At 39.0% G+C, this 21,857-nt stretch carries 23 protein-coding genes; 21 read left to right on the top strand and 2 right to left on the bottom strand.

The genetic code is table 11. The annotated features are described in order from the left end of the window. Positions 1-8 precede the first annotated feature (8 nt). From BQ7352_RS03330 to BQ7352_RS03250, 17 genes are all read left to right on the top strand, one after another. Positions 9-443, top strand: a complete 435-nt coding sequence (locus BQ7352_RS03330) for a Mov34/MPN/PAD-1 family protein (protein WP_159430626.1) — start codon at positions 9-11, stop codon at positions 441-443. Further along, positions 427-1,254, top strand: a complete 828-nt coding sequence (locus tag BQ7352_RS03325) for a hypothetical protein (protein ID WP_072446966.1) — start codon at positions 427-429, stop codon at positions 1,252-1,254. The genes BQ7352_RS03330 and BQ7352_RS03325 overlap by 17 nt, the downstream gene beginning before the upstream one ends. A gap of 772 nt (positions 1,255-2,026) precedes the next feature. Next, on the top strand, positions 2,027-2,896 hold the full coding sequence (locus BQ7352_RS03320; protein ID WP_072446963.1) for an RpnC/YadD family protein: 870 nt from the start codon (positions 2,027-2,029) through the stop codon (positions 2,894-2,896). Positions 2,897-2,930: 34 nt separating this feature from the next. After that, positions 2,931-3,431 carry a methylated-DNA--[protein]-cysteine S-methyltransferase gene (locus tag BQ7352_RS03315; protein ID WP_072446961.1) on the top strand — a complete coding sequence of 167 codons (501 nt, stop codon included), beginning with the start codon at positions 2,931-2,933 and terminating at the stop codon, positions 3,429-3,431. A gap of 53 nt (positions 3,432-3,484) precedes the next feature. After that, positions 3,485-4,003: a PepSY domain-containing protein gene (locus BQ7352_RS03310; RefSeq protein ID WP_072446958.1), complete on the top strand. Its 519-nt coding sequence runs from the start codon at positions 3,485-3,487 to the stop codon at positions 4,001-4,003. A gap of 18 nt (positions 4,004-4,021) precedes the next feature. Continuing rightward, complete coding sequence (locus BQ7352_RS03305) at positions 4,022-4,660, top strand: CatA-like O-acetyltransferase (protein ID WP_072446955.1); 639 nt, start codon at positions 4,022-4,024, stop codon at positions 4,658-4,660. A 34-nt stretch (positions 4,661-4,694) separates the two neighbouring features. After that, on the top strand, positions 4,695-5,969 hold the full coding sequence (locus BQ7352_RS03300; RefSeq protein ID WP_072446952.1) for an L-cysteine desulfidase family protein: 1,275 nt from the start codon (positions 4,695-4,697) through the stop codon (positions 5,967-5,969). A gap of 78 nt (positions 5,970-6,047) precedes the next feature. Further along, positions 6,048-6,923 (top strand): putative manganese transporter, encoded by an 876-nt coding sequence (locus BQ7352_RS03295; protein ID WP_072446950.1) that lies wholly within the window; start codon positions 6,048-6,050, stop codon positions 6,921-6,923. A gap of 293 nt (positions 6,924-7,216) precedes the next feature. Then, complete coding sequence (locus BQ7352_RS03290) at positions 7,217-7,999, top strand: class I SAM-dependent methyltransferase (protein WP_083429837.1); 783 nt, start codon at positions 7,217-7,219, stop codon at positions 7,997-7,999. Positions 8,000-8,015: 16 nt separating this feature from the next. Further along, complete coding sequence (locus tag BQ7352_RS03285; protein WP_072446948.1) at positions 8,016-9,710, top strand: M14 family metallopeptidase; 1,695 nt, start codon at positions 8,016-8,018, stop codon at positions 9,708-9,710. A 1-nt stretch (position 9,711) separates the two neighbouring features. After that, entirely contained in the window at positions 9,712-10,656 is a 945-nt protein-coding gene (nikB, locus tag BQ7352_RS03280) for a nickel ABC transporter permease (RefSeq protein ID WP_072446947.1), read from the top strand. Further along, positions 10,653-11,516 carry a nickel transporter permease gene (gene nikC / locus BQ7352_RS03275; protein WP_072446946.1) on the top strand — a complete coding sequence of 288 codons (864 nt, stop codon included), beginning with the start codon at positions 10,653-10,655 and terminating at the stop codon, positions 11,514-11,516. The genes nikB and nikC overlap by 4 nt, the downstream gene beginning before the upstream one ends. Positions 11,517-11,545: 29 nt before the next feature. Continuing rightward, on the top strand, positions 11,546-13,126 hold the full coding sequence (locus BQ7352_RS03270) for an ABC transporter substrate-binding protein (protein ID WP_072446945.1): 1,581 nt from the start codon (positions 11,546-11,548) through the stop codon (positions 13,124-13,126). Positions 13,127-13,154: 28 nt separating this feature from the next. Further along, the gene (locus tag BQ7352_RS03265; RefSeq protein ID WP_072446944.1) at positions 13,155-13,937 is read left to right on the top strand and encodes an ABC transporter ATP-binding protein; all 783 of its coding nucleotides are present in this window, start codon (positions 13,155-13,157) and stop codon (positions 13,935-13,937) included. Further along, a complete protein-coding gene (locus BQ7352_RS03260) occupies positions 13,938-14,696 on the top strand; it encodes an ABC transporter ATP-binding protein (protein ID WP_072446943.1) in 759 nt (252 codons plus the stop codon). 355 nt (positions 14,697-15,051) lie between these two features. Beyond that, positions 15,052-15,627, top strand: a complete 576-nt coding sequence (locus tag BQ7352_RS03255) for a manganese efflux pump MntP (protein WP_072446942.1) — start codon at positions 15,052-15,054, stop codon at positions 15,625-15,627. Positions 15,628-15,731: 104 nt separating this feature from the next. Beyond that, the gene (locus BQ7352_RS03250) at positions 15,732-17,099 is read left to right on the top strand and encodes an NCS2 family permease (protein ID WP_072446941.1); all 1,368 of its coding nucleotides are present in this window, start codon (positions 15,732-15,734) and stop codon (positions 17,097-17,099) included. Positions 17,100-17,267: 168 nt separating this feature from the next. On the opposite strand, the gene BQ7352_RS03245 is transcribed toward BQ7352_RS03250, so the two are convergent. Further along, on the bottom strand, positions 17,268-17,681 hold the full coding sequence (locus BQ7352_RS03245) for a hypothetical protein (RefSeq protein ID WP_072446940.1): 414 nt from the start codon (positions 17,679-17,681) through the stop codon (positions 17,268-17,270). Positions 17,682-17,690: 9 nt separating this feature from the next. Next, complete coding sequence (locus tag BQ7352_RS03240; RefSeq protein ID WP_072446939.1) at positions 17,691-18,254, bottom strand: TetR/AcrR family transcriptional regulator; 564 nt, start codon at positions 18,252-18,254, stop codon at positions 17,691-17,693. A gap of 156 nt (positions 18,255-18,410) precedes the next feature. Between BQ7352_RS03240 and BQ7352_RS03235 the strand changes: the two genes are divergently transcribed. From BQ7352_RS03235 to BQ7352_RS03220, 4 genes are all read left to right on the top strand, one after another. Continuing rightward, the gene (locus BQ7352_RS03235) at positions 18,411-18,788 is read left to right on the top strand and encodes an HsmA family protein (protein WP_072446938.1); all 378 of its coding nucleotides are present in this window, start codon (positions 18,411-18,413) and stop codon (positions 18,786-18,788) included. A 140-nt stretch (positions 18,789-18,928) separates the two neighbouring features. Next, on the top strand, positions 18,929-20,569 hold the full coding sequence (locus BQ7352_RS03230) for a Na/Pi cotransporter family protein (RefSeq protein WP_072446937.1): 1,641 nt from the start codon (positions 18,929-18,931) through the stop codon (positions 20,567-20,569). A gap of 156 nt (positions 20,570-20,725) precedes the next feature. After that, entirely contained in the window at positions 20,726-21,010 is a 285-nt protein-coding gene (locus BQ7352_RS03225) for an autorepressor SdpR family transcription factor (RefSeq protein WP_072446936.1), read from the top strand. Beyond that, positions 20,994-21,632: an SdpI family protein gene (locus BQ7352_RS03220; RefSeq protein WP_330390353.1), complete on the top strand. Its 639-nt coding sequence runs from the start codon at positions 20,994-20,996 to the stop codon at positions 21,630-21,632. Before BQ7352_RS03225 ends, BQ7352_RS03220 begins: the two co-directional genes overlap by 17 nt. The last annotated feature ends 225 nt before the right edge of the window (positions 21,633-21,857 follow it).

Genomic DNA, 21,857 nt, shown 5'->3' with positions numbered 1-21,857 from the left:
ATCAAATATTGGAAGAAATATATAGTCAGATCCAGAAGAATGATTATGATCCAGAGAAAGGTGGAATTATAGTCGGACGGGAAAATCTGAATAATGAAAATATAATTCTTGAGTATATATCTAAACCATTAAAAAATGATATATGTACCAGAACCAGATATACCAGAAAAGATGAAGGGCATTTAAAATATTTTGAAAAATTGTATAATGAAAATAATGGTGTGTATGCATATTGGGGGGAATGGCATACACATCCGGAAGATATACCACATTATTCAATTATAGATTTAAAAAATTGGAAACGTATTGGTAAAGAAGATCCTAAAGGGGTACAATATCATATCATTGCCGGATGTAAAGCATTCAGCATATGGAGAATGCAAAAAGGAAAGCTTTGCCCGAAAAAAATATGTGAGGTAAAATGGAATGAAATCAATTTATGAAAGGATAAAAAATAATATCAGACCAATATTACAACTTCTGTTGCTTGTTGGTGTGTTCTTTGCTCCGAGAATATTTAAAATTACAGAGTTAATAAAGACCCCGCCTAAGCTGGAAGCGTCACAAAAAATATGTGATTATATTTTTTACTTTGCCTGGAAAGGTGGAGATTGGGCAATTGGTGTTTTCTTTTTAATAGTAGTATTGTTTATAATTAGAAAGTGGAATAAAACATATATGTTTAATAGAGGAAACTATTATAAACAGTACAGATATGGGTGGTATCGGATATGTTCAAAGATATTGGGGTACTCGGAATGTAACCTTATTCAGGTGCCGATATATATGCAATTTAAACTGGTGCTGAATGATACGTTCGATAAATATAATTGCGGAGAGTTTGATAAAAAAGAAAATGATACCATTTCAGTAAGTAAATCAAATTTTTCGCATGAAACAGATGAAGTGAATGTAATGATTTCTGATACATATCCTCTTTCATTGAGCCAATTACCGGAAATAAAGAAAAATATACCGACATTATTAATATCGCGTAATAATACTAATGATGTTAACAGATATGATAGTCCTGAATTAGTAAGGTGCGTTGTTAATGAAGTCAGGAGCTTAAATAATAATATAAAAAAAGTAAATGTTTATGCCACAACTAATCCATTAAATACAAAGAATATTGCCAGCAGTGCTTTTAAACTTGGAGGAAGAGATAATTTTAATGAAGTAAGAGTTTTCCAGCAAGAAAGGGATGGAATAAGAAAATTTAATAATAAGGGAATTGTCGTTTATAAAAGATAAGTCAGTGATAACACCATGATAACAAAATCCCCAAAAACCACACGGATACAGTGGAAAATCCGGACTTTCCCCCACAAATCACACGAAAAATCATCATTTGCACACCGCAATACGCCAGTCTGATATCGTGAAGGTGGACGTACTGTAGGATCAGGTCGTGTTGCTTCTATCATCGAGTAGGCATTGAACACTTAATGAGTGCATAGCACGAATTTAGTGAGAAAGCCGTTCTTTGAGCAGGGCGAAAAGAACTACCTTAGTTAATTAGAATAAAATATAGAGTATCGAAAGATACATTGTGTCCAAGCGTAAGATACCCCGGAACCGTAAGGTTTCCGGGGTTTTTCTGTTGGGGAGAAAAAGGTGAAATGAAAGAGAAAATGGGGAAAAGGAATTGCGAACATAAAAATAGAACCACAAGCCGATTTGTAAAAAATGGGAGTGTGGTTCTATTTTGGCTCTAAAAATTTAGAGATTGTATAAAATAAGAGAAGTTGAAAAAGTCTGTGGAAATTCCTGCTATAATGTGCTACAATACTTCCAAAGCATTATATTTTCGATAGTCTAATATATCTGTTGCGGTATCAAACCGTGTCTGAAAATCTAACAGCATATCAAGGAAAATCTCAATGCTTTTATTCACAGTAAAAAGGAAAAGTGCAGAGAGATTTTAAGCATGTGCTGTAAAGGATAATACAGACATATCAGAAATGATTAGGAATAAGTGATTTCAGAAAGTCTCCTGCAAATACAAAAAGGAGGCAGTGATTTTATGAAAACATTAAACAGTATTCCGAACAGAACATACAAAGCGACTATCTTTGCTATGCTGTTTGAAGACAAGGAGCATTTATTGGAGCTTTATAATGCAGTTAGCGGTAAACATTATACTAATCCGGAAATGTTGGAGATTAATACATTGGAGAATGCTATCTATATGGCTATAAGGAATGATATTTCTTTTCTTATAGATGCCAGACTATCTCTATATGAGCATCAGTCTACATACAGTCCAAATTTACCTCTTCGATTTCTGCTTTATATTTCCGCACTATATTCGTCTATGACGAAAGACGCTAATTTATATGGAACAAAAGCCATAGAGCTGCCACCGCCACGTTTTGTGATTTTTTATAATGGGAAGGACGAGCAGCCGGACAGGCAGATATTGAAATTATCTGATTTGTATACCATAAACGAGGAATGTAGTTTAGAATTGGAAGCAGTAATGCTGAATGTAAATAGCGGACATAATAAGGAACTGATGGAGATGAGCCATACTCTGTGGGAATATGCAGAATATACGGCAAGAGTGCGGGAATATACAGAAACGATGGAACTGGAAGAAGCAGTTGAGAGAGCCATAGAGGAGTGTATTCAGGAAGGAATTCTCAAAGAATTTCTGGAAAAAAATCGAGCGGAGGCAAAGAATATGAGCATATTTGAATATGATCAGGAAAGGCATATAAAGCAAGAGCGGGAAGAGGCTTGGGAAGAAGGAAGAAAAGCAGGAAAGCGTGATATGCTTTGGAAACTTGCAGAGAAAAAGCTAAGAAAAGGAAAAACCATAACTGAGATTGCGGAGGAATTGGAAGAAAGCGAAGAGACGATAAAAGAGATTTTAGACAGTCGAAAAGAATAAAAGATACTCTATGAAAATGACCGGAGGTGTTAATATGGAAAACAGTTATACCTTTCAAAGTCCTATTGGACGTTTAACCATTTGTGAGCAGAACAATCAGCTTACACGTTTATATTTAAACAATCAGGATGGAGGAAGTTTGAATGGTCAAAGCCTTGAGCGTCATTCGGATTTTCTGTACGAGGCTTATCGGCAGCTGAACGAATATTTTGCAGGAAAACGCAAAGCTTTTGAATTGCCGGTAAATGGGCAAGGCACTGAATTCCAAAAGGCAGTGTGGAGAGAATTACAGAAAATTCCTTATGGAGAAACAAGAAGTTATGAGGATATTGCCGTTGCAATAGGAAACCAGAAAGCAGTGCGGGCAATCGGACAGGCAAATGGCAGAAATCCCATTATGATTGTTGTTCCCTGCCACAGAGTTATTCGTAAGAACGGAGACATCTCAGGCTTTGCCTGTGGTGTGGAGGCAAAAAGATATCTGTTGAATTTAGAAAGAGAAAACAGCATAAACCGGTCATGGAAAAGCGTCTAATGGGTACAATAGTTATAATAGAAAAATTTTAGGGAAGACCAGGAGGAAAGCAGATGAAAAAATTAGCATTGGGTTTACTTGCAGTAATGCTGCTGGGCGGATGTGGAACAAAAGAAGCAAAAATTTCAATGGAAGAAGCAAAAGAGGCAGCATTAAAAGAATTTCAGGGAGATATTATACAGTCTAATACAGACAAAGATGACGGCAGAGTAGTATACGAATTTACTATCGATAACGGACCAAACCGATGTGAGGTAGAAATCGATGGAAATACAGGTGAGGTTTTAAAAAGTGAATTGGAAGATAACCGATTAAGAAGCCAGCCGTCAGAGGGACCTTCACAGGAGAACTCTCAGCCGCAAAGCAGCGAGGAACTTATTACAGAAGATGAGGCAAAGGAAGCTGCACTGGCACGCAGCGGAGCAGGCAGTGTAGTAAGATGCGAGCTGGACAGAGATGACGGAAGTATTCGATATGAAATTGAAATTCGTGACGGCAATAAAGAAATTGACGTGGAAGTAGATGCTGTTACTAAGGAAATTCTGCATTATGAGGAAGAGGTTATAGACTAAAGGGAGGAGACAGTACAAATGAGTTTTCATTTTATTGATATGGAAAAGTACCCCAGAAAAAGTCATTTTTCATATTTTGACAGTATGATGTATCCTTACGTGGGAGTAACGTCAGAAGTGGATATTACTTCTTTTCTTTCTTATATAAAAGAAAAAGAGCTGCCATTTTTTCTTACCTTTTGCTATTGTGCAGCAAGGGCGGCAAATCAGATAAAGGAATTCAGACAGCGAATAGTAAATCACCAAATTATAGAGTACGATAATTGCAGAACTTCACATACGGTAGCATTGGAAGACGGAAGCTACTGTTACTGTACACTTAATTCGGATATGGGATTTCAGGATTATTTGCCTTATGCCGTTCAGAAACAGGAGGAAGCAAAAAAGGGACATGGTATTGAAGAAGATGAAGAAGAAGCGAGAGAATTTTTCTTTATTTCTACCTTGCCGTGGGTGTCCTATACATCTCTGACCCAGCCGGTTCCTACACCGGCAGACAGTAATCCCAGAATTACATGGGGGAAATATTCCCAAAAGGACGGGCGGATTGTTCTTCCGGTATCCGTGCTTTGCAACCACGCTTTGGTGGATGGGCTTCATATTGGCAGATTTTATGAAGAACTCAATAGTCAGTTAGAGAAAATCATGGTAGAATAGTAAAAAACAGAAATCAAAACAAAGGAAGCAGAATATGGAACAGAAGAAGGAAATTTATAGCGCATATACAGAAATTTTAAAAGAGGAGCTGATGGCTGCAATGGGCTGCACAGAGCCTATTGCTTTAGCGTATGCGGCATCTATTGCGAGAAGGGAATTAAATGACCTTCCGGACAAAGTTTTGGTGCAGACAAGCGGAAGTATTATTAAAAACGTAAAGTCTGTAATTGTGCCGAATACAGGGCATTTGAAGGGTATTCCGGCAGCGGTTTCCGCAGGAATTGTAGCAGGAAATCCGGATAAAGAGTTGGAAGTTATTGCAGACGTTTCAAAAGAGGATATAAAAAATATTGAGAAATTTATGCAGGAGAAGGAAATCATTGTTGAGCATCTTGACGAAGGCTTTATTTTTGATATTGTAATTACTCTGTATAAAGGTGAGGATTATGCAAAGGTACATATTATTAATTCTCATACAAATGTAGTTTTGGTGGAACATAATCACCGAATTTTGAAAAGCTCCGACTGTTTGAATGACATGCCGTCTGACACAGCAAAGTACGAGCTGTTGAATATGAAGGATATCTGGGATTATGTTAATCATGTGGATTTAGCTGACATTAAAGAACTTTTGGACAGACAGATTGCCTATAATATGGCGATTGCAGAGGAGGGCTTGCAGTCCGATTATGGTGCAAATATCGGGAAGGTTATTCTTTCCAGCGATGCCAACAGTCTGAAATCCAGAGCAGCAGCTATGGCAGCAGCAGGTTCCGATGCCAGAATGAATGGCTGCGAATTGCCGGTTATTATTAACTCAGGAAGTGGAAATCAGGGAATTACGGTTTCTGTTCCTGTAATTACTTATGCAAAGGAATTAAAAAGCACAGAGGAGCAGTTATATCGTGCGCTGGCGCTGTCTAATTTAACGGCTATTCATCAGAGAACCCCCATTGGAAGACTGTCTGCCTATTGTGGCGCTGTAAATGCAGGAGCGGCGGCAGGAGCAGGCATTGCTTATTTGTCAGGGGGAGATTATGAAGCGGTTATTCATACAGTGGTAAATGCCTTGGCGATTGTATCGGGCATTATTTGTGACGGCGCAAAGGCTTCCTGTGCCGGAAAAATTGCCTTTGCCGTTGAAGCGGGAATTTTAGGCTATAATATGTATATGCAGGGACAGCAGTTCTACGGCGGTGACGGAATTGTAAAGAAAGGCATTGAAGATACCTTAAAAAGTGTAGGTAGATTAGGCAAAGACGGAATGAAGGGAACCAATGAAGAAATTATTAAAATTATGCTGGAGTAAAGGTAGGGTTGTATTTTCACAGAATTTGTGGTAAATTCAAACTCTGTGGTTAAAGTTTTAGAATAAGGAGTTTTTACCATGATTGTGGATGTATTAGTAGATGCCTTACTGGATACGGTAAAGCTAATTCCTTTTTTGTTTCTTACGTATTTCTTAATGGAGTACCTTGAACATAAAACAAAAGAAAAATCCAAAAGTATGATTAAAAAAGCCGGGAAATTCGGACCTTTTATGGGCGGTGTTCTGGGGGCTTTTCCCCAGTGCGGATTTTCGGCGGCAGCCTCAGGCTTTTATGCAGGCGGTGTAATATCAGTAGGAACACTTTTGGCAATTTTTCTTTCCACATCCGATGAAATGCTTCCGATTTTTATATCAGAGGCAGTCAGTCTGAGTGTGATATTTAAGGTGCTTGCCATGAAGGTAGGAATTGGTATTGTGTCCGGCTTCAGTATTGATTTTTTGTGGAGAAAATATGAGAAGAGTCCTCATAATCATCACGACCATCATGAAAAGGATATTCATGACTTGTGTGAAAGTGAGCACTGTCACTGTGAACAGGGAAGTATTTTAAAATCAGCTCTTTGGCATACTTTGCAGATTGTACTGTTTATTTTTCTGGTTTCCGCAGCCATTGGATTTTGTGTGGAAAGTATCGGAGCAGACAGAATTGGAGGGCTGATAAGTCGCCAGCCGATTATAGGAGTATTTCTGGCAGCGCTTATCGGAATGATACCAAACTGTGCTGCGTCTGTGATTATTACCCAGATGTATTTAGGCGGTATTCTGGGAGTGGGACAGCTGATAGCGGGCTTACTTGCCGGGGCAGGCGTGGGAATTTTGGTGTTGTTTAAGAGCAACAGAAATGTGAAAGAAAATTTACAGATTGCGGCTTTGCTTTACGGAGTCAGTGTTTTCTGGGGAATTCTCATTGAATTAACAGGAATTGTATTATAGAAGAAGCTGTTGTATTAAGCAATATTCAGATTTTGGTACTGCTTAATATAACAGCTTTTTTATTTTATAGGAAATTGTGTCCTATGAAATAAAAACTGCTCCGCAAGGAGTGCACTGCGGCAGATAGGTATCATGTTGCTGAAGCAACCCACCGCAGGCGGAGAATTCTGCAAAGTAGAATTCTTGTTTGCAATATCCCCCTAGGGGGCTTATACAGTTTTTTAGTTTATTGTATACTGAATGACGAAAATATACATGAATTTACATATATAGAATATGGGAAAGAGATTGATATGAATGAAATGATATACCATGAAAATGAATTGCAGCCATCTATTGAAGCATATTGGACAAGGCGTGCATCATCTTATACAGATGTAATTAAGAAAAATCTGGCGGATGGCTGGGAAGATATATGGGCGAATGAACTGATTTCCTATTTTCCCAAGGGAGAAGCTTGCAGTAAGATGAAAATTTTAGATATTGGAACAGGTCCGGGCTTTTATTCTATTATTTTATCAAAAAGAGGATATCAGATGACGGCTGTTGACAGCTCCGAAGGAATGTTGGAAGAAGCAAAGCATAATGCAGGGGAGTTGGCGGATAGTATAGAGTTCCTTTGTATGGATGCACAGAAGCTGGACTTTGAAGATAATACGTTTGATGTAATCGTAACCAGAAATCTGACATGGAATTTACCAAAGCCGGCAGAGGCGTATAAAGAATGGAAGCGAGTTTTAAAACCAAACGGAATACTTTTGAATTTTGATGCAAATTGGTATTCTTATCTGTTTGATGAAGAGAAGGAAAAGGAATATCAGCAGGACCGCTTAAATACGGTAAAAGCAGGTGTAGAAGACCATGGCGCTTATGAGGAGGGCGATATGATGGAGGATATCTCCAGATGCCTGCCTATGGGAAAAGTAAAACGTCCTCAGTGGGATTTAGCTGTTTTGCTAGAATGTGGTTTTAAAATGGTTTCCGCAGATACTACCGTAGGAGAACGTGTGTGGAATGCAGAGGAGAAAATTAACTATGCGTCAACACCGGGATTTATGATTGTTGCTGTAAAATAGGGAGAGATACAAATATATGGAGAGAAACAAAACGTTTTGCCTCGGGGATTTTCAGGTAGAGACGGGCGAAAAGAAAAGTGGTTATATTTTAATCGGAAATGGCGAATTTGAACTGCCGATAACCGTTTTAAACGGTGAAAAGTCAGGAAAGACCGTGCTGATTACAGCCGGTATTCATGGAGCGGAATATGTGGGAATACAATCTTCCATAGAACTGGCAGAGCATTTGAAAATTGAGAAAATCGTCGGTACGGTTGTAATTATAAAGGTAGTCAATCGACAGGCATTTGAAATGCGCAGCGGCAGTGAAGGATTTGAAGATGGCGTGAACTTAAACAGAGTATTTCCGGGGAAAGAAACAGGAAGCCAAATGGAACGATTAGCGTATGCCATAGAAAAAGAACTGTTTCCTTGTGCGGACTTTTATATTGATTTACATAGCGGGGACAGCTATGAACAATTAACGCCATACATTTATTATGCAGGTATAGCAGAACCGGATGTAGTAGAAATTTCAAGGAAAATGGCAGAGCAGGCAGATGTGCCATACATGGTACGCTCTGGCGTAGCAATGGGAGGATGTTATAATTATGCCGCTTGTCTGGGTATACCGTCTGTTTTAATTGAGAGAGGACAGATGGGAGGATGGACAAAGGAAGAAGCCCATTCTACCAGAAGAGATGTCAGAAATATTCTGTGCTGTCTGGGGGTATATTTGGGACAGAAGGATTATAGAAATTATTACCCTCTTGAAGTGACAGATGTCAGCTATCAGGCAGCCACAAAAATGGGAATGTGGTATCCCTATAAAAAGCCGGGAGAAATGATACGGCAGGGAGAAGTGCTTGGTGTAGTCAAGGATTATGAAGGCAGAGTTCTGGAAGTCAGCAGGGCAGAATATGACGGAGTTATTCTGTATCAGACAGGAAGCTTACAGGTAAAAGAAGGCGGTCCTATGATTGCTTATGGAAAAATCTCCAAAGAGTCTGATGACAGAAAGCAGAAAATTACAGAATATTGGACAAAGAGAAGCGACAGTTTTCAGGAACAAAGGCGTGCAGAATTGCACGATGATATAGCCCAAAGATGGCTGAAGGAAATTTTGCAATATGTTCCAGAGAAAAAATTGAAAATTCTTGATGTAGGCTGTGGTTCAGGATTTTTTACTATTTTAATGGCGCAGCAGGGACACGAGGTTATCGGTGTGGATTTGACAGCGGATATGATAACAAGAGCAAAGGAATTGGCAGAAGAGGAAAAGGCAGATTGCACATTTCAGGTTATGGATGCAGAAAATTTAGAATTTGCAGATGAAGCTTTTGACATGGTCATTTCCAGAAACCTTACATGGACATTGCCGGATGCAGAAAGGGCATACAGTGAATGGCTGCGAGTTTTGAAAAAAGGCGGCTGTCTTTTGAATTTTGATGCCAATTATGGAATAAGTGATTGCTCTGATACTTCTCAGTTACCTCAAAATCATGCGCATAACCAGTTGGGATTTGAACTTTTGCAGGAGTGTGAGGAAATTAAGAGACAGCTTCCCATCAGTTCTTATCAGCGTCCTGCATGGGATGTAGGAACTCTTGGCAAACTGGGGGCGGCAGAATTGAAGATTGATTTTCATGTGAGCCAGAGAATTTATATAGAGAAAGATGAATTTTACAATCCGGATCCTCTTTTTATGATTTATGTGCGGAAAGGAGAGTAGAATGAAAAAATATGTAGTCAAACGACTGTTACAGCTAATTCCTATTTTGCTGGTAATCACTTTCTTATCCTTTGGGATGATGCGTCTTGCAGGAAGTGACGCAGTAATGCAAAAGATGGAAAATACAGGTATGGTGGTTTCAGAAGAAGTAATGGATAAGGCAAGGGCGGAATTAGGCTTGGATAAACCATTTTTAACACAGTATTTTGTATGGCTTGGAAATTTATTGAAGGGAGATATGGGAACCAGCTACATATCAGGGAAAGAAGTTTTCCCAACCTTTATTTCTAAGCTTCCGGCAACCTTACTGCTTACAGTGGTTTCCATTTTGCTTACTATAATTATTTCTGTTCCTTTGGGAGTATTGGCTGCTGTAAAGCAAAATCGTTTTACAGATTACCTTATTCGTGTTTGCAGTTTCATAGGCAACAGTATGCCGAACTTTTTTGTGGCGTTGCTGCTTATGTATTTTTTTGCAATCCGTATGAAGGTTTTTCCGGTTATCGCTACGGAAGTAAGCATAAAAAGTGTTGCGCTGCCCAGCTTTACACTTGCTATTGCCATGTCTGCGAAGTACCTTCGACAGGTGAGGGCTGCGGTTTTAGATGAACTGAGCAAGGATTATGTAATTGGCGCAAAAGCAAGGGGCGTGCGCTTCTCGGTTACCTTGTGGAAAAGTGTTTTAAGAGCCTGCTTAGTGACAATTCTTACTTTACTGACTCTTTCTATCGGAAGCTTGCTGGGCGGTACAGCTATTGTGGAGTCCATTTTCCTGTGGGACGGAGTAGGTAAATTGGCGGTAGATGCTATCAATATGAGGGATTATCCCATGATACAGGCGTATGTTATGTGGATGGCAATTATTTATGTATGTGTGAATTTAATCACAGACCTTTCCTACCGTGTTCTGGATCCAAGAATTCGATTAGGAGGTGAAAAAGCATGAGCGTAGAGAATAGAGTGCCATCTGTTCGAAAACAGAAGATTAAGAAAAATCATACGAAAACCAGATTGATTATTTTCCTGATTTTAGCGCTGGCGTTGCTTTTGGTTGCTATTTTTGCACAGCAGCTTTGCCCCTATGATCCAAATGCACAGGATACTGCCATGTCATTGCGCCCGCCAAGTGCGGCACATCCTGCCGGAACAGACAGGTTTGGCAGGGATATGTTTTCACGTATTCTTGTAGGGCTTCAGACAAGTGTTTTGGCAACGCTTTCTCTGGTGGTGATTATCACGGTGATTGGAACTGCGGTAGGCGTCTTATGCGGTTATTATGGAGGTATTTGGGACTCCGTAATCATGCGTATTTCCGATGTATGTCTGGCATTTCCGGGTTTGGTTTTTGCACTTGCCATTGCAGCATTATTAAACGGAGGGTTACATAATGCGGTATTGGCATTGGCAGTTATCAGTTGGCCTAAATATGCCAGAATTGCCAGAAGTCAGACGCTGGCACAAAAGAGCGTCAATTATATTGCTGCCGCAAAGCTTGCCGGAAATAATTCCATACAGGTGATAGTGAAGCATATTCTGCCGAATTGTATAGGACCGATTTTAGTTACGGCTATGCTGGATATCGGAACAATGCTGATGGAGCTGGCAGGATTATCCTTTTTGGGATTGGGAGCACAGCCTCCGGTTGCCGAACTGGGGAATATGATGAGCGGTGGAAGAAGCATGCTGCAAACCTATCCTTGGGTAATCATCGGACCGGGAATTGCGATTTTTATTATTGTAGTTATTTTTAATCTTTTGGGAGATACTGTAAGGGATTATTTAGATCCCCGTAATAGCAGAAAATAAGAAAATATTTAGAAAAGGAGAAAGAACAAATGAGAAAAATGAAAAAAATATCCGCATTGTTTTTGGCAGTGTGCATGGGAACAGGGCTTTTGGCAGGCTGTTCTTCCGGAGATACCAAGAAAGCAGATACGGAAAAAACAGCGGAAACAGGAAAAAAGACGTTTGTATTCGGAGATACCACCTTTAATCCTGAAAATGAAGAACCTGACGTGAACCCACATAATACCTATTCCGGATGGGCTTGTATTCGATATGGTATCGGAGAGACACTTTTTAAATATTCAGACAACATGGAAATCCAGCCTTGGCTGGCAAAAAGCTATGAGAATGTAGATGAACTGACTTGGAAAATCACATTGCAGGATAATGTGAAATTTACCAGCGGAAGAGCTGTGGATGGTCAGGCTGTAAAAGAGTGTCTGGAGGATTTAGTCAAAGTACATGAGCGTGCAAAAGGCGATTTAATGATTGATACGATTACGGCAGAGGGACAAACTGTTACGATTAAGACAACAGAGCCAAAACCAACATTATTAAACTATCTCAGCGATCCATACGGTTGTATCGTAGACGTTGCGGCAGGAGTGACAGCGGACGGAATTGTAGCGGGTACAGGACCGTATAAAGCAGAGTCTCTGGTATCGGGAGAAGAACTTAAATTGGTAAAGAATGAGGAATATTGGAACGGAGAACCGGGATATGATGAGATTACCGTTCGTACTATTTCAGACGGAGATACCCTTACCATGGCATTGCAGTCCGGTGAAATAGATGCTGCCTACGGTATGCCTTACGCAAGCTATCCATTGTTTGAAAATGATGAATATACTTTCTCAAGCTGTGCCACAAGTCGTGCATTTTTTGCTCACATGAATTTTGAAAGTCCGATTATCCAAGATGCAGCAGTGCGTAAAGCGATTGCTATGGGAATTGATAAAGAAGGCTTTGTAAATACCTTATTAGACGGAAACGGTTATCCGGCAGTGGGAACTTATCCGGAAAACTTCTCTTTTGGCGGAGATGCGGTTACAACAGAAAGTTATAATCCCGAGGAGGCAAAGAAGGTGCTGGAGGAAGCCGGATGGGTGGATTTAGACGGAGACGGAATTCGTGAAAAAGACGGACAAGATTTGAAAATCCGTTGGCTTACTTATCCAAGCCGTCAGGAGCTTCCATTGCTGGCAGAAGCCGTGCAGGCTACGTTAAAGGAGATTGGTATGGACGTTGTAATTAACAGCACAGCAGACCATAACAGTATTCGAGCAGACTCTTCTGCATGGGACGTATATGCCAGCGCTATGGTAACAGCGCCTACCGGAGATCCGGAATATTTCTTTACGACACATTGTCTGGACAGATCAGAAGTAAACAATGGTCATTACCACAGTGACAAATTAGAACAGTTAGAGGCAGAAATGGCAAAAACCGTTGACACAGAACGCAGAGGAGAGCTGGCAGTAGAGATGCAGCAGACAATTTTGGATGATAATGCTTTTGTATTTTGTTCTCACTTAAAGATGAGCATGATTAGCAAGGCAAATGTAACAGGACTTACCGCTCATCCATGTGATTTTTATGAAATTACGGTAGATTTAGCACCGGCAGAATAGAATGGTTTCTGTCGGAAGGAGAAGCACTATGAAGGAAATATTAAGCTATCAATCCGTGGAAGTTTGTTTTAACGGAAAAGCGGTCATACATGATAACAGCTTTGCCCTCCATGAAGGAGAAATCTTGGGAATTGTGGGAGAGTCAGGCAGTGGAAAAAGTACCCTGTTAAAGGCTGCGATGGGACTTATTGGAAACGGAGGAATGGTGACAAAGGGCGATATCTGGTTTGAGGGAAAAGATATTCCTGATTTACCGGAGGGAGAGCTGCGACAAATCAGAGGAGAAAAAATCGGCATGATTTTTCAGGATGCAGGCGCTTCTTTGTGCCCTATTCGAACTATTGGAGAGCAAATATATGAAAGTATGTGTGCACATAGAAAAATAAGTAAGGCAGAGGCGAAGGAAAAGGCGCTGGAATTGTTTGAAAAGTTGAATTTTAAGGACGGAGAACGGATTTGGGATAGCTATTCTTTTGAATTATCCGGCGGAATGAACCAGAGAGTGGGGATTGTCCTTGCAATGCTTATGCAGCCGCAGATACTTTTGGCAGATGAACCCACCAGTGCATTGGATGTGGCAGTGCAGCGTCAGGTCGTACAGGAAATGCTTCAGCTTAGAGAGATTTTTGGAACGGCAATTATTCTGGTAACGCATGATATCGGAGTCGTATCGGCAATGGCAGATACGGTTTTGGTTCTAAAAGACGGGCACATAGTTGAATACGGAGAAGCTGCCAAAATATTAAATAACCCGGAGAAGGAATATACACAAAAATTGCTGGCAGCAGTGCCAAAGTTGCGGAGGGCATAGATGAAACCGGTTTTAGAAATAAAAAATTTAACAAAAACATTTGTTACAGAAGGAAAGTCTGACTTTACAGCAGTAGACCATGTGAGTTTTCAGCTTTATCCGGGAGAAACTTTGGGAATTGTAGGAGAGTCGGGAAGCGGAAAAAGTACATTGGCAAGGATAATTTCCCGTCTTATTGATGCTACGGAGGGCAGTGTTTTCTTAGACGGACAGGATGTTACAGAGATAAAAGGGAAAAAATTGCGTACTTATTATAAAGATATTCAGATGGTTTTTCAATCACCGGTTACCTCTTTTGATCCCAGAAGAAGCTTAGGTGACGGAATTGGAGAAAGCCTGCGAAATCAAGGGCTTTCAAAAAAAGAGGCGAAGAAGGAAGCTTTATGTTTGCTGCAACAATGCGGTCTTTCTTCGGAATTTTATGAGAGATATCCTCATGAAGTGAGCGGAGGTCAGTGCCAGAGAGCTGCTGTTGCCAGAGCATTGGCGGTAAAACCTCAAATTGTAATTTGCGATGAAGCAACCAGCGCTTTGGATGTGACTGTGCAGCAGCAGATGATAGAGCTTTTAAGGGAGCTGAAAAAGGAACGAAATCTTGCGTATCTTTTTATCTGTCATAATCTGGCATTGGTGCAGATGTTTTGCGACCGTGTATTGGTTATGAAAGACGGCAAAATTGTAGAAGAGGGAACGCCGGATGAAGTAATTATGTATCCAAAAGACGAGTATACAAAGATGCTGGTGAAATCGGTATTGTAGAACTTTTTTGTAAAATGAAAAAAGCCTTGCTTCTCCTAAGGAAAAAGCTTATAATATGAAAAGTGATTTCCTTGAGGGAGTAGCAGGCGTAAGAAAACGCAGCAAGTCAACATACTGACTTTATGGTCTGGCTTGCTTTAAATTGCAAGACTCATGTGTAACTGTCAGGCTATACATGCGTCTTTTTTTATTGAATAAGTAAAGTATTTAGAAGACTCGAGTATAGCAAAGGCGCTGTACTGGAGTTTTTTTATTTTTCTTGGCTGCTTATAGATGTTTTATCTGCAAAACTCGTGCTAACGCACTCAAATTTTCTGAGGAAATCAAAAACTATTTTTACAACAGGAGGAAGAACATGATACCGTTTTTATTGAATAATATAATGTTGGGAGTAGGGCTTGCCATGGACGCTTTTTCGGTTTCTATGGCAAATGGTCTGAGTGAACCTGCAATGAGAAAACGCAAGATGTATGGGATGGCAGGAGTTTTTGCCGTGTTTCAGGGAGTTATGCCTTTTCTTGGATGGCTGTGTGTTCATACCATTGTGCAGTATTTTACGGCTTTTGAAAAGTGGATACCGTGGATAGCTTTAATCTTGCTGACCTATATTGGTGGAAAAATGATTTTTGAAGGTCGACATGAAGAGGGAGATACACAACAGGCAAAGACTGTGGGAGCAACGGAAATTATTGTACAGGGAATTGCTACCTCTATTGATGCTTTATCTGTTGGTTTTACCATTGCAGAATATAATTGGGGCATGATGCTTCTGGCGGTATTTGTCATTGCAGCAGTTACTTTTCTTATCTGTGCAATCGGAGTTCTGATTGGGAGAAAATTCGGCAACAGAATGGCAGGAAAATCTCAGATTTTTGGGGGTTTGATTTTAATTTTGATTGGAATAGAAATTTTTATAAAAGGAATTTTTTGACAAAAAGCCTAATAATTCGTCAAATCGTTCAGATTGCTTGACGAAAGTTGTTTTTCCTAATAGAATGAATAGGTTGCAGCATTTCATATTTTAGGAGGAAAAACATGGAGAAATTTTTTAAACTCAAAGAGCATAATACCACTGTGAAAACAGAGATTATGGCTGGTATGACAACATTTCTTACAATGGCGTATATTCTGGCCGTAAATCCAAGTCTGTTAGGAAATCCGGCATGTGGTATGGATTCCGGGGCAGTTTTCACAGCAACTGCATTGGCATCTGCTCTGGCAACATTTATTATGGCTTTTTGGGCCAATTATCCTATTGCCCTTTCTGCAGGAATGGGATTAAATGCATATTTTGCGTTTACCGTGTGTGGGGGTGACTTAAAGGGGATGGATGATCCTTGGAAAGTTGCGCTTGCGGCAGTTTTAGTAGAGGGGATTATTTTTATTCTTTTATCTTTCTTTAAAGTAAGAGAAAGTATTGTAAATGCAATTCCGGCAAATCTGAAATACGGAATTACAGCAGGTATTGGTTTATTTATTGCATTTATTGGGCTTCAGGGCTCAGGCATTGTTGTGAAAGATGACTCTACTCTGGTAAAATTAGGCGATTTTTCTGAGCCGGGAGTAGCGTTATGTTTAATTGGTGTATTGATTACCGCAATCATGTACCATTTCCAGGTGAAAGGATATATTTTGTGGGGAATTCTCATTACCTGGCTTTTAGGTATTGGCGCAGAAATGATAGGATGGTATGTAGTAGAGCCGGAAGCGGGAGCTCTTTCTTTAATTCCGTCTTTTACAGCATCTTCCTTTATTCCAAAGTCCATTGCGCCGACATTCTTTAAATTTGACTTTGGCTGGATTGGAGAAAACTTATCACAGTTTGTAATTATTGTATTTTCATTCTTATTTGTAGATATGTTTGATACAATCGGAACAGTTATCGGCGTTGCCGATAAAGCAAATCTTCTGGATAAAGACGGCAAACTTCCCCGTGTAGGACGTGTGCTTATGGCAGATGCGGTAGGTACAGTAGCAGGTTCTATGATGGGTACTTCTACCATTACAAGCTTTGTAGAGTCCAGTGCAGGCGTTGCAGAAGGAGGAAAGACAGGTCTTACAGCTATGACAACAGGCTTTATGTTCTTAGTTTCTCTGTTTCTGTCACCGATTTTCCTTGCAATTCCGGGATTTGCAACAGCTCCGGCGCTGATTATTGTAGGATTTTTCATGGCGTCATCTATTAAAAAGATGCACTTTGAAGGAGATACCGCAGACTGCGTAGGCGGATATCTGGCATTTTTAATCATGCCTCTTACATATTCTATTGCAAATGGAATTATGTTTGGTATGCTGGCATGGTTTGGTATTAAAGTTTGTACAGGTCAGATTAAGAAAATTCATCCGATCATGTACGTGGTATGCGCATTGTTTGCTTTCCGTGTAATTACTATGATTATATAAGAAAATAGGAGATGTATATTAAGCGTATATCCGGAACTAATTATACATTTTAAACTCAGTTTGCGCTCACTTTGAGCTTGTAATCTCAAAGTGTGCTCAACAAATTCGTTAAAATTGTATAATTAGTTCTGATTATTACCTAATGTGCATCTCCTTTTTTATTACATCTTAAATTTCGGTGCGCAAGTGAAAGAATTGGTAAAAGAAGGTAAGCCCTGCAAGAAACAGGGATGCCCCCAGTCCGGTGTAGAAGAAGGCGATAAACCATTCCGGACACAGGCTCAGGCTGCGAATAAGAATTCCTCCCGTTATCATAAATGCCATAATCAGAAAGGATTTTAAATCAAAGAAATTCCAGAACCATTTTTTGGCTTCCTGATAGCCCTTAATACGTTTTGTATGTTTTTTTACCAGTTTTCCAAATATCATAAACTGGAAGAACAGAAACACCAGAGCAGAACCAAAAAACAGGACAGGTGATAAGTAACCCATATAAGCCTGTAAACCAATATGAAGCACGTTATAGCCGGCAATAGACCACACAATTCCGGCGAGAAATAATAAATATTTTTTAGAAATCATAGAACCTCCTTAGTCATATAACAGTTTATCGGTTAGTTTTAGCAGGAAGGAACAAGACTTATCCTTTCCGCTTAGTCCAGAAATAATATTGGAAAATACAAAATCAATAAAATCATCTTCGGTAAAAGCTTCAGAGAATACTCCGGCTTTTATTTTTTTATCTTTTTGCAGAATAAGTTTCATTCCATTATGAATATGAGCCATGTATTCATTCATTTTTTCACGATTTTCTTCTATGTCATCGGCTTTTCTGAAACAGGCGGCATGAGAAGGAAAGAAGTCGGGATACTGAGAGCTGCATTTGTCAATAGATACGATGAACCAGAGCAGACAGTCATGAAAAGAGTTTAAAGCAGTACATTGTCCTGTACGATAAAAAACATCACACCAGATATCAGCAATGGTAGCCTGTAGTAAAGTTAATTTATCGGGAAAATAGTTGTATACAGAGCCTACAGAAATTTCTGCTTTAGCAGCCACAGCTCTGATATTAATAGCGTGAAAACCCTTGTCTGCGGCAATTTCTTTGCTGGCAGTAAGAATTTTATCATGTAATGTTTGATTTGTATTCATATATAAAACTCCTTGCATTTTGCATTTTCTTTATTTGAACAATGTTCATTATATGCTTTTTAAAAAAAGAAGTCAATAAAAATCAATAAAAAACGATATTGACAATAGGATAAATTGAAATTATAATGAACAATGTTCAATTAAGGAGGTAGAAAAATGAGTACAAAATTAATAATGGCAATTATCACAATTACGCTGGCACTGGTATTTTATACAATAGGTGTATTTTCAGAGAGAAAAAGTGGCATTTTGAAAAAACCACATCTGTTTATTTTCTGGATGGGACTTGTTTTTGACACGACAGGAACAACCATTATGTCTTCCATGGCTAAAGGCGGCAGTCTTTTCAGTCCTCATGGAATTACCGGAGCTTTGGCAATTCTTCTTATGTTGTTTCATGCGGTATGGGCAACTGTTGTTTTTAAAGGTCAGGAGCGTACAAAACTGGAGAATTTCCACAAATTCAGCATTGTAGTATGGTTGATTTGGCTGGTTCCTTATATACTTGGTGTGTTTGTGGGAATGGGTGCATAGTTATTTTAATGTTAAATCTATGTAAAACAATGTAAAATTTTCGCTTAACGTCTTGCAGTATTCTCCCATAAAAGGTATAAATGTAAGGAAAGCTTAAAAAAAGAATAAAAATTTTGTTAAAGCAAAATGGGAGGAACAAAGTGAAAATTACAGATTTTTTCAGCCTTTTGGGTGGTCTGGCATTATTCCTTTACGGAATGCAGATGATGAGCAACGGTTTAGAGGCAGCTGCCGGAAACCGTATGAAACAGATTTTGGAAAAGCTTACAGCAAATCGTTTTTTAGGAGTTTTAGTAGGTGCAGGTATTACTGCAGTTATTCAGTCTTCATCCGCAACCACGGTTATGGTAGTTGGATTTGTTAACTCAGGAATGATGACGTTAAAGCAGGCTGTTTGGATTATTATGGGTGCGAACATTGGTACGACCATAACAGGACAGCTCATTGCTCTTGACATAGGCGCATTAGCACCGTTATTTGCTTTCTTTGGTGTAGCTGCCATTGTCTTTGTTAAGAAACAGCAAGTACACCACTATGGTTTAATTGTAGCAGGTCTTGGTATTTTGTTCATCGGTATGGAAATGATGAGCGGCGCAATGATGCCTTTAAGAGAATCTGAAGCTTTTGTTTCTCTTATGACCAAATTCTCTAATCCTGTATTGGGAATTTTAGCAGGTATGATTTTTACAGCACTTATTCAGTCTTCATCTGCATCGGTAGGTATTTTACAGGCTCTTGCATCCAGCGGATTGATTGGACTGCCCAATGCAGTATTTGTATTGTTCGGACAAAACATCGGTACTTGTATTACTGCTGTATTAGCAGCAATCGGTACAAGCAGAAATGCAAAACGTACAACAGTTATTCACCTGTTATTTAATATTATCGGTACAACAATTTTCACGATTGTATGTCTGCTGACACCACTGACATCTTTGGTAGAAAGCTTTACACCGGGAAACGTATCTGCACAGATTGCAAATATGCATACATTATTTAACATTGTAACTACTTTATTATTAATTCCATTCGGAACATACCTTGCAAAATTGGCAGTAAAAATTCTTCCGGAGAAAAAGGAAGAGCTGGATGGCGTTATGCACATGGAGTTTATTCATCCAATGGAAACAAAAAGAGATACACAGATTGGTCTTTCTGCCATTGCTCTGACAGGTATTAAAAACGAGTTACATCGTATGATTGATATGGCAAAACAGAATGTAGACAGCAGTTTCCTCTGTGTAAAAGAAGGAAAGAAAGAGCTTTTAGAAGAAGTAAGAGAGCGTGAAGATTATATCGATTATCTGAATAAGGAAATTTCCAAATATATTTCTAAAGTTCTGGTAAACGAAAGTAATCCGGGCGACTCTCAGTACATCAGTGCTTTGTTTAAGGTTTGTGGTAATGTAGAACGAATTGGTGATCATGCCATGAATATTTGTGAGTATACAAATCTGATTGAAAGTCAGGGTATTATTTTCTCTGATGAAGTTAAAGAAGAGATAGATGAAATGCGTGATATCTGTGCTAAGGCATTAGATTTCTTAGGTCAGATTAAAGATAATACAATGGAAAATGTAAAAGCCATTGAGGATATTGAACAGAAGATTGATGATATGACAGAGGACTACAGAAAGAAACAGTTAGTTCGTATGCAGAAAGGAACTTGTTCAGAAGAAGGCTGTATTATTTACGCAGAGATGCTTACAGACTTTGAGCGAATTGGTGATCATATTTTAAATATTGGTCAGGAGATGGGACTTGGAAAGGTAAGTGCATAGGGAATAGGATAGGAAGAGCTATTATATTCGGGAGAATATAATGGCTCTTTTTCTGTTTACGATTTTTGTTGACAGAATTAAAAAAATCTGCTACTATTTAGAAAAATATCTAATTAGATTATTTTCTAAATACTTACAAGAAGGGGAGGTGAACAGATGAGTTTTGCAGATACGTTTAAAGCATTATCTAATCCTGTCAGGAGAGAAATTTTACAAATGTTAAAGAAAGGGAGGATGTCCGCAGGAGAAATCGCCAGTCACTTTGACATAACCGGTGCAACAATTTCCAATCACTTAAATGTTTTAAAAAAGGCAGGACTGGTATGGGAAGAAAAGGAGAAAAATTTTGTTTATTATGATTTGAATACCTCGGTAGTAGAAGAAATTATGGCGTGGTTAGCGCAGCTAAGAAAGGAAGATGAAAATGATGAAGAAAAGTGAATATAAAGGAATTATGATAATAACATCAATTATGATATTACTTCCTATGATTATAGGAGTTGTTTTGTGGGATAAACTCCCAAGTGAGATTGCAACACATTTTGGCACAGATAATCAGGCAAACGGATGGAGCAGCAAACCTATGACTGTTTTTGGAATGCCTCTCTTGATGTTGGCATTACAGTGGTTTTGCTTCCTTATTACATCCAATGACCCAAAAAAGAGAAACATCAATAAAAAGATGTTTACCTTTATTTTATGGCTTGTTCCCATTATTTCCTTAATTACGATGATGTCAACTTATGCAATGGCTCTTGGCTATTCCGTTGATATTGGAATGGTAATCAATTTTCTTATGGGAATTTTATTTATCGTTATCGGAAACTATATGCACAAAATCAAACAAAATTATACGGTTGGAATTAAAATTCCATGGACGTTAAGCAGCGAAGCAAACTGGAATAAAACACATCGTATGGCTTCATGGTTGTTTATTATCGGCGGTATTCTGTTTTGTATCAATGGATTTTTCAAGATGACAGGAGTGTTGTTTGTGGTGATTGTTATGATTGCAGTTGTGCCGATGGCATACTCTTTTGTACTTTATAAGAAAGGGATTTGATTTGTCACTGATAATCTAAAGCATAGAAATACCACCCTCATAAAACTTTGAACGGTTTAGGGTGGCATTTTCTATGTACACTTTTAAATCGGTCAACCCCTTGTGGGCGGTTGTTCCTTTTCTTCATTATAGAATAGAGAAAAGGAAATTGCAATCATTTTTTGCATACTTAGGAAATGGAGGAAAAGACATCTTGAAAAATAATGTCTTCCTCTTTTTTTGTTA

The organism is Blautia sp. Marseille-P3201T (assembly GCF_900120295.1).
In the GTDB taxonomy this organism is placed as follows: domain Bacteria; phylum Bacillota; class Clostridia; order Lachnospirales; family Lachnospiraceae; genus Blautia.
The sequence above is the reverse complement of the archived record's forward strand: the minus strand, read 5'-3'. Positions and strand labels throughout refer to the sequence as shown.